At 71.6% G+C, this 8,530-nt stretch carries 9 protein-coding genes and 1 pseudogene; 5 read left to right on the top strand and 5 right to left on the bottom strand.

Translation table 11 applies throughout. The features are described 5' to 3' along the window. The 4 genes from MXD58_RS14155 to MXD58_RS14140 all read right to left on the bottom strand — a co-directional run. On the bottom strand, nt 1–731 hold a 731-nt coding region (locus tag MXD58_RS14155; RefSeq protein ID WP_250609391.1), incomplete at its 3' end, for an FGGY family carbohydrate kinase. 19 nt (nt 732–750) lie between these two features. Next, nucleotides 751–2,247: an L-arabinose isomerase gene (gene araA / locus MXD58_RS14150; RefSeq protein WP_248836903.1), complete on the bottom strand. Its 1,497-nt coding sequence runs from the start codon at nt 2,245–2,247 to the stop codon at nt 751–753. Next, nucleotides 2,247–2,915: an L-ribulose-5-phosphate 4-epimerase gene (locus MXD58_RS14145; RefSeq protein WP_248836902.1), complete on the bottom strand. Its 669-nt coding sequence runs from the start codon at nt 2,913–2,915 to the stop codon at nt 2,247–2,249. The genes araA and MXD58_RS14145 overlap by 1 nt, the downstream gene beginning before the upstream one ends. Nucleotides 2,916–3,206: 291 nt before the next feature. Beyond that, nucleotides 3,207–4,400, bottom strand: a complete 1,194-nt coding sequence (locus MXD58_RS14140) for a hypothetical protein (RefSeq protein ID WP_250609390.1) — start codon at nt 4,398–4,400, stop codon at nt 3,207–3,209. Between the two features lie 346 nt (nt 4,401–4,746). Between MXD58_RS14140 and MXD58_RS14135 the strand changes: the two genes are divergently transcribed. Continuing rightward, nucleotides 4,747–5,205, top strand: coding sequence for an LppP/LprE family lipoprotein (locus MXD58_RS14135; RefSeq protein ID WP_308301965.1), 459 nt, complete (start codon nt 4,747–4,749; stop codon nt 5,203–5,205). Nucleotides 5,206–5,363: 158 nt separating this feature from the next. On the opposite strand, the gene mce is transcribed toward MXD58_RS14135, so the two are convergent. After that, nucleotides 5,364–5,789 carry a methylmalonyl-CoA epimerase gene (gene mce, locus MXD58_RS14130; protein ID WP_248837752.1) on the bottom strand — a complete coding sequence of 142 codons (426 nt, stop codon included), beginning with the start codon at nt 5,787–5,789 and terminating at the stop codon, nt 5,364–5,366. A 311-nt stretch (nt 5,790–6,100) separates the two neighbouring features. On the opposite strand from mce, the gene MXD58_RS14125 reads away from it, so the two are divergent. The 4 genes and pseudogenes from MXD58_RS14125 to clpP form a co-directional block, all read left to right on the top strand. Then, entirely contained in the window at nt 6,101–6,535 is a 435-nt protein-coding gene (locus tag MXD58_RS14125) for a MerR family transcriptional regulator (protein ID WP_250609389.1), read from the top strand. Nucleotides 6,536–6,732: 197 nt separating this feature from the next. After that, nucleotides 6,733–7,527, top strand: coding sequence for a MerR family transcriptional regulator (locus MXD58_RS14120; RefSeq protein WP_308301964.1), 795 nt, complete (start codon nt 6,733–6,735; stop codon nt 7,525–7,527). A gap of 144 nt (nt 7,528–7,671) precedes the next feature. Then, a complete protein-coding gene (locus MXD58_RS14115; RefSeq protein ID WP_374616097.1) occupies nt 7,672–8,376 on the top strand; it encodes a ClpP family protease in 705 nt (234 codons plus the stop codon). Further along, a pseudogene (gene clpP, locus MXD58_RS14110) lies at nt 8,373–8,530 on the top strand (ATP-dependent Clp protease proteolytic subunit); the annotation flags it as partial. The gene MXD58_RS14115 and the pseudogene clpP, both read left to right, overlap by 4 nt.

Genomic DNA, 8,530 nt, shown 5'->3' with positions numbered 1-8,530 from the left:
CGGCAAGACCATGCTGGCCAAGGCGCTCGCCCGCTCGATCGACGCCCGGCCCACCGCACGGCCGGCAGCAGCGCGCCGAGGCGCAGCGAAGCGCCCTGATCCGCCGCGAGGTCGTCGAACGCGGCGAGCATCGCCTGGTCGTAGTCGCGCCGGGCGATGTCGATGGGGAACATGCCGCTGGCATCGCCGATCCCGAGGACCTTCTCGCCGGTGAGCCGCCAGTGGACGTAGCCGGCCAGCGTCGTGAGGTGATCGAGGCGGCCGAGGTGCTCCTCGTGGTCGAGGACGGCCTGGAACAGGTGCGCGACGCTCCACCGGTGCGGAATCTGATGCTCGAACCGGGCGGTGAGGATCTCCGCGGCGGCCCCGGTGTTCGTGTTGCGCCAGGTGCGGAACGGCGTGAGCAGCTCGCCGTCGGCGTCGAAGGCGAGATAGCCGTGCATCATCGCCGAGATCCCGAGCGCGCCGACGCCGGTGAGCTCCACGCCGTGGCGGCGGCGCACGTCGTCGCGCAACGCGGCGAACGCCCCCGCGAGGCCGGCCCACACCGCGTCCAGCGAGTAGGTCCACACCCGGTCCACGAACTGGTTCTCCCAGTCGTGGCTACCGACCGCGATCACGCCGTGGTCGGGGCCGGTGAGGACGGCCTTGATCCGCGTCGAGCCCAGCTCGATGCCGAGGGCGGTCCGGCCCGCGCCGATGTCCTCGCCGATGGCTGATGGTGTCGTCACGGTCCGGCCGCCCCTTTGCCTAGAAGCCCTGCGCGAGGCGGTAGTACGCCTGGTTCCAGCGGATCCGGTCGGCGAAGTCCCGGCGGTTCGTCGCGCCGTCGATGACGAGCAGCTCGACGCCGAGGATCATGGCGAACTCGGCGAGCTGGTCGGTGTCGACGGCGGTGGACATCACCGTGTGGTGCGGGCCGCCGGCGGTGATCCACGCCTCGGCGGAGGTGGGGAGGCTCGGCTTGGGCTCCCACACCGCGCGGGCCACGGGCAGCTTCGGCAGCGGCTCGTCGGGCGGGACGACGGTGACCTCGTTGAGGACGAGGCGGAAACGGTCACCGAGGTCGCAGATGCCGACGATCGTCGCCGGCCCGGGGGCGGCGTCGAACACGAGGCGCACCGGGTCCTCCCGGCCGCCGATCCCCAGCGGGTGGATCTCCAGGCGGGGCCGGTCGGCCGCGATCGTCGGGCACACCTCGAGCATGTGGGCGCCGAGGATCTTCGGGGTGCCCGGGCCGAAGTGGTAGGTGTAGTCCTCCATGAACGACGTGCCGCCGGGGGCGCCGGCGCCGATCGCCTTCACCGCGTGCAGCATCACGGCGGTCTTCCAGTCGCCCTCGCCGCCGAAGCCGTAACCGGCGGCCATGAGGCGCTGCACCGCGAGCCCGGGGAGCTGGCGCAGCCCGCCGAGGTCCTCGAAGTTCGTCGTGAACGCGCCGAAGCCGCCCTCGGTGAGGAACGAGCGCAGCCCGGCCTCGATCCGCGCGCCGTAGCGCAGCGACTCGTGCCGCTCCCCGCCCGGCGCCAGTCCGTCGGCGAGGTCGTACGTCTCGACGTACTCGTCCACCAGGGTGTCGATCTCGCCGGCGGCGATCCCGTCGACCCGTTCGACCAGGTCGTTCACGCCGTAGGTGTTCACCGACACGCCGAACCGCAGCTCGGCCTCGACCTTGTCGCCCTCGGTGACGGCGACGTTGCGCATGTTGTCGCCGAAGCGGGCGAGCTTCAGGCTGCGCGTCGCCGCGACTCCCCGCGCCGCCCGCTGCCAGGAGGCGACCCGGGCCTGCGTCGCCGGGTCGGAGACGTGGCCGACGACGGTGACGCGCGGGACGCCGATGCGGGTCTGGATGTAGCCGAACTCCCGGTCGCCGTGCGCGGCCTGGTTGAGGTTCATGAAGTCCATGTCGATGTCCGCCCAGGGCAGCGACACGTTGGCCTGCGTGTGCAGGTGCAGGAGCGGCTTGGTCAGCGCGTTCAGACCGGTGATCCACATCTTCGCCGGGGAGAAGGTGTGCATCCAGGCGATGAGGCCCAGACAGTCCGGGTCGGCGTTCGCGGCCAGGATGATCCGGTGGATCGCGCCGGGATCGGTGAGCACCGGCGTCCACGTCACCGGGACGGGCAGCGTCCCCGCGTCGCCCAGCTGGTCGACGACCGCCCGGGACTGCGCCTCGACCTGCGCGAGCGTCTCCGGACCGTAGAGCCCCTGGCTGCCGGTGAGGAACCAGCAGGTCGCCGTCCCCATCACTTGCTCCCGGACTGGCCGTAGGCGTTCTGGTAGCGAGCGTAGAGCGCGTCGACGTCGTCGGGGGCGATGACCGTCGGCTCGCCGATCTGGCGGGCGATGTGCATCGTCCGCGCGACCTCCTCGCACATCACCGCGGCCTTCACCGCGGCCTTCGCCGACGTCCCGATGGTGAACACGCCGTGGTTCTTCATCAGCACGGCGGGGGAGCGGTGATCGGCGAGGGTCTCGACGATGCCCTGGCCGATCGAGTCGTCACCGATGCGGGCGAACGGGCCGATGGGCACCTCACCGCCGAACTCGTCGGCCATCATCGTCAGCGAGCACGGGATCGCCTCGCCGCGCGCCGACCACGCCGTCGCGTACGTCGAGTGGGTGTGGACCACCCCGCCGACGTGCGGCATGTGCCGGTAGACGTAGGCGTGCGCCGCGGTGTCCGACGACGGGGCGTGATCACCCTCGACGACCTTGCCGTCCAGGTCGGTGACGACCATGGACTCGGGTGTCAGCTCGTCGTAGCTGATGCCCGACGGCTTGATCACCATGAGGTCGCGGCCGGGCACCCGGGCCGAGATGTTGCCGGCCGTCCAGACGACGAGTTCCCACCGCAGCAGCTCGGCGTGCAGCCGGGCGACCTCGGCGCGCAGCTCGTTGAGGACAGTGTCCACATCAGCTCCCTGTTCGTGATCCCGCCAGCACCGCATGACGCGCGCCACCGCCTGCCCGCCAGCACCGCCTGCCCGCCAGCACCGCCACGCGGACGGTACCGGCTCCCGCGCAGCACCAAGCCCCGGAGAGCACCGGAACCCTGACACACCGTGTCCCGGCTGGCGCCGCCGCGCAGTCAGCATCGCGCATCCGGCGGGCCGCATTGGAAGCTATAGCGAACTAGTGCTGAATTACCACCCTCGACGGTGACGAACCGCAGGCCGGGGCGGTCCCGCCGGCGGACCGCCCGGTCAGCCGGCGGTGCGCCAGAGCACCGGGCGGACCGCCCCCTCGCTGTTACGCACGTTCGCGAGGACCAGGCCGGTGTCGGTCATCTCGACGACGTCGCGCAGCGCCCAGCCGGCCGGGAGGGCCAGCGGGGTGCGGGCACCGTTCGACCACAACCACGGCGTGCTCGCACCATCCGCGGCCCTGGCCACGACGACGGCCCGGCCGCGGCTGGCGAGGGCCACCGCCCGCACCCCGGTCTCCCCGGCGCGCACGGGAATCGTCGTCAGCGTCGGCGCCGCGCCGTTCGTGACGTGCCAGAGCGCGGCGACCTCCGGGGCCGGGGTGGCGGAGGCGTCGAACAGGTAGCCGGCGACCCACCCGTCGGCGGACAGCGTGTCCAACGTCGCACAGCCCAGCGAACCGACCCGGCCGGCGGTCGGCAGCGCGATGTCCGCGCCGGCCACGCCGCGGCGCAGCGCCATCACCCGGGTGAAGCCGGTGTCCTGCGAGTAGTTCGTGATGCCGCTGTAGGCGACGGTGCCGTCCGGCTGGATCGCGGACACGCAGGGCGACTGCGGCACGTCGAGCTGGCCGAACGTCGGCAGCTTGTACGTCGCCCCGTCCTGCCAGATCACCGAGTGGCCCTGCGAGCCCCGCCCGACGCCGGTGGTCGTGCCCAGCAGCGCGGTGCGCGGCCCGGCGATCGACGTGACGGTGATGATCCGCGCGTCGTGGAAGTCGGGGGCGCCGCCCGGCTCGGTGCGGGTCCCGTTGCGGCCGACGATCACCGACGTGCCGCTGATCGAACCACCGGTGTACACGGCCCACTGGGCGGGTCCGACGGCGGTGACCTGGGAAATGACGTCGTTTCCGGTGCTCGGCGGGGTCAGCGCGGTCGTCCGGGTGCCCGCCGCCGACCAGCGCACCGGCTGGCGGTCGTAGGTGGCCGGGCCGATGACGACGCCGCCGGCCTCACCCAGGTCGGTGACGCCGTTGACCTCCACGCCGACCGTCCCCGTGGGCACGGTGAGCCGCTGCGCCAGGGCTGGCCCGGCCACCGGCGAGACCAGCCAGCGCCAGCCGCTCCTCGGCCTGAGCGGGCTGGTGATCACCGGTGGCGGGAACGGTGCCGACGTGCCGACCACCGCGCCCGCCGGGGAGACGTCGGTCGCCTGGGTGATCTCGTCGTCACCGGTGAGGAGGAGCGGCTGCACCACCCGTCCCCTGGCGGCGGCGGCCGGCTCGTCGGGGGCCGCCGCGCCCGCGGCGACAGCGCACCGCCACCGGCCTGAGCGGTCGCCGGGGGCCGGATCGGCCTGGGAGAGAGGCTTCCTGTTCCTGCGCACAGGGTCCGCGTCCGAGTTGTCCCTGCCGCGGCAGTCGGGAGGCAACGGCGGAAGTGGTGACTCGAGCCCCGGATATTGCCGGAACAACCGGACGACATAGCGCGCATAGCCCCGGTCCTATGGGCATCCGCCGAACCGTGCATCTAGCGTGGTCGGGTCAACACGGAACCTGGGGGGTGTCATGGCTCTACGTCGCGGACTTGTCGTTTCAGTGATGATCGGTGTGCTCACGTTGGTCGCCGGACTCACCGGTACCGCCGGTGCCGCGTCGGGCACGGGCACACCCGCGTTGGGCGCGGCGAAGGCGACCTCGGTCGTGCGGGCTGCCGGCTACACGCCGATCTCGTTCGCCGGCTTCGACCCGGGCGCCGATCTCAGCGTGATCGTCGGGCTGCTCTCGACGTCCGGCGACGGGCACCCGCAGCGGGCGTTCCTGTTCCACCGCGGGGAGTTCGTCGGCAACGACGCGCCGCAGCCCAGCGCGACGATCCGCTGGATCTGGTCCACGGATCGGGTGGTCGCGCTGCAGTACGACCTGTACCGCCCGGGCGACCCGATGTGCTGCCCGACCGTCGGCGGGTCCACCGTGCGCTTCCAGTGGAACGGCGCCACCGTGACCGCGCTGGACCCGGTCCCCACCGCTGCCTACTCGGCCGCGGCCAGCCGCCGCTGAACCGAGCCGGGGGTCGCGCGGCGGCCATCCGGCCCCGCGTGACCCCCGCTCAACCTTCGACCGACGGCCCGCGGCGCTCCGCCACCGCCGCGCCGGCCGTCACGGCGCCGCCGTCCTCCGTGCCCGGTTCAGCGGCCTTCGGTTCAGTGGCCTTCGGTTCAGTGGCCCTCGACGGCCTCGACGAGTTCGGTCAGGACGCCGCCGAGGGCCTTGGGGTGCAGGAACGCGATCCGGCTGCCGGCGGTGCCGTGCACCGGCGTCTTGTTCACCAGATCGAAGCCGGTCTCGGTCAGCGCGGCCAGCGCACTGTCGATGTCGGCCACGCCGTAGGCGATGTGGTGGATCCCCGGTCCGCGCTTGACCAGGAACTTCCCGACCGGGCTGTCCTCGCGCAGGGGCTCGAGCAGCTGGACGTAGGAACTGCCGGCCTCGCCGCTGTTCACCAGCAGCATCGCCTCCCGCACGCCCTGGCGCTCGTTGTCCTCCTGGTGCACGACCTTGAGGCCGAACGCCTTCTCGTAGTGGGGGATGGCCTCGGCCAGCGAAGCCACCGCGATTCCGACGTGGTCGATCCTGCTCAGCACAATTCTCTCCCTGTCACAACGGCTACCCTCGCGTCGCGGCCCGCGCCGCGGGCCGGTGCGTCGACGCCGTCCCGCGCCGGGCGGCGCCGGGCTTCGCGCACCCGTCGTTGAGACTGCCTGGTCACGCTGCCGGCGTCGACCGATGCGGGCCGGTGGCGAGAGTGATCGTCGTCGCGTCGCGCGTCGGTCCCGGCACGGAGCGCCCGCTGGAATAGAGGGCACCGCCGGTATCGGCGTGCTGTCCGGAACGTCGTAGAGTGGTCTGTTATCAGCCTTGCTCCGGACGGCGAGAGACTAACGATAGGGTCACCTTGTCCACGACGCGTCGTGAACCATCCGCACTCCGCGCGGCCCGCGCCACCACATATCAGATAGGCGAGGTGGCCGAGCGGGTCGGGCTCTCCCTGCGCACGGTCCGGTACTACGAAGAGGCCGGGCTGCTGACAACTGCCGGTCGCACCCCGGGCGGCTTCCGCCTCTACGGCGACGAGGCCGTCGACCGCCTGCAGGTCATCAAGAAGATGAAGTCCCTGGGATTCACCCTGGACGAGATGCGGTCGCTGCTGTCGGTGCGCGACGAGCTCGCCGATGCCGCCGTGTCCGACGTTCGCCGCGCCGAGCTGCGCGAGCTGCTGCGCACCTGGGTCGTGCTCGCCGAGGAGAAACTGGCCACGCTGCGTGCGCAGGCGGGCGTCGCCGAGGACTTCGTCGTCGGGCTGCACGGCGATGCGCACCGGTCGGTCTGACGGAGGCACGGTTTGTGAACGTCTGTCCGTCGTCCGCCGCCCGCCGATGGGCGGCGGGGGGAGCCGGCGTGTGGTTCGACGTGTACCGCGGAATGCCCTGACGGACGATCGCAATCGGGTACCGTAGGTGACGGAGCGGGCTTCGGCATTCCCGGTGCTGGCCATTCCGGATCTTCATCTGGCGGCCGACGGGGGCTGTGCCCGCACAGTGCTGCCGCCGCGGGGGAGGCCACCGCTGTCCCTGTCGTTCCCGGGCGGCTTATGTGAAGAATCACCGGAGTTTTACGGTGTGCGAGTTGCCGTGGGCAGCGGACGCACAGACGCTAGTAGTCAGAGCACCTGCCGCCACGATTACCGTGATAAGGGTTGAATTGTCCACTGCTAGAAGTGCCAGACCTTCGGCCGATGCCCGCGGTGAACGCTATGAGATCGGTGACGTCGCGACCCTGGTGACCCTGTCCCTGCGGACCGTACGGTTCTACGAGCAGGAGGGCCTGCTGGTCCCGGTTGATCGCACGGCGGACGGCTTCCCGCTCTACGACGACGACGCGCTCGACCGGTTCTTCCTGATCAAGAAGATGAAGCCGCTCGGCTTCACCGTCGAGGAGATGCGCTCGCTACTCACTCTGCGTGAGCGAATTGGCCGGCCGGAACTGACTGCGGCGAACCGCGCCGAGCTGCACGACCGGCTGCGCACCTGGGTCAGCCTCGCCGAGGAGAAGCTTGCCGCGCTGCAGGAGCAGGTGCGTCTCGCCGAGGACTTCATGATCGGCCTGAAGGACGACGCCGCCCGGTCGTTGCGTGTCGACGGCGAGCTGGGTGAGGACCCCCTGGGCGCCGCCGCCCGGGGCCTCGACCTTGACGACTCGTTCCTCGACTTCCTCACCGACCCGCTCGGCGACGGCCCGGACAGGACCAGCACGAACACCCTCGACGCCGATCCCCGCGGCCCCGAGAACACCGGCGAAGGGGGCCAGCCCGGCGGTCGCTGACGCGCCGACGCGTGGCTGTCTGCCCTCGGCAGATCTGCTCCGGGCAGATCGTCGGCGCGAACGGCCCGCGCTGGGCGACGCTGGCAGAGCCGGCCCCTCGCCCGCCGCGGCGAGCCCCGACAGGCCGGCGGAAGGATGCCCACGATGCCCGCGCTGCCCGCCTCCTCGGCCCCGAGCCTCGTGCCCCACCTGCGGGGTGCCGCCGCGATCGCGGCGGGAACCATGGACGATCAGGTCTACGGCCGGCTGCTGGAGAACCGCATCGTGTTCCTCGGCACCGTCGTCGAGGACGACGTCGCCAACGCGATCAGTGCGAAGCTGCTGCTGCTCGCCGCCGAGGACCCCGACGCCGACATCTACCTCTACATCAACTCCCCCGGCGGCTCGGTGAGCGCCGGCATGGCGATCTACGACACGATGCAGTACATCAGCAACGACGTCGCGACCGTCGCCCTCGGCCTGGCCGCGTCGATGGGCCAGTTCCTGCTCTGCTCCGGCGCCACCGGCAAGCGCTACTCGCTGCCGCACGCGCGGATCATGATGCACCAGCCGCACGGCGGCATCGGCGGCACCGCCGCCGACATCTCCATTCAGGCCGAGCAGATGCTCTACACCAAGCGGATCCTGCAGGAGCGCATCGCCGCTCACAGCGGGCATACGGTCGAGCAGATCGAGGCGGACTCCGACCGCGACCGCTGGTTCACCGCCGTCGAGGCCCGCGACTACGGCCTGGTCGACCACGTCGTGCAGCGCGTGGACGAGGTGCCCGGCGGGAAGGCCGGCGGCATCGGCCCGCGGCGCCGCCCGAGCACCCGCGCCGGCTTCGGTGACGCCGGGAGCGCCCGGTGAACGCCGGCTGGCAGGCGCCGTCCGCCCGCCAGGTGCTGCCGAACATCGTCGAGCGCACCTCCCGTGGCGAGTACGCGATGGACCCGTACTCGAAGCTGCTCAAGGAGCGGATCGTCTTTCTGGGTGTGCAGATCGATGATGTGTCGGCGAACGA

It is taken from the genome of Frankia sp. AgKG'84/4 (assembly GCF_023242965.2).
GTDB lineage: Bacteria > Actinomycetota > Actinomycetes > Frankiales > Frankiaceae > Frankia.
This window is presented reverse-complemented; position numbering and strand designations above follow the sequence as displayed.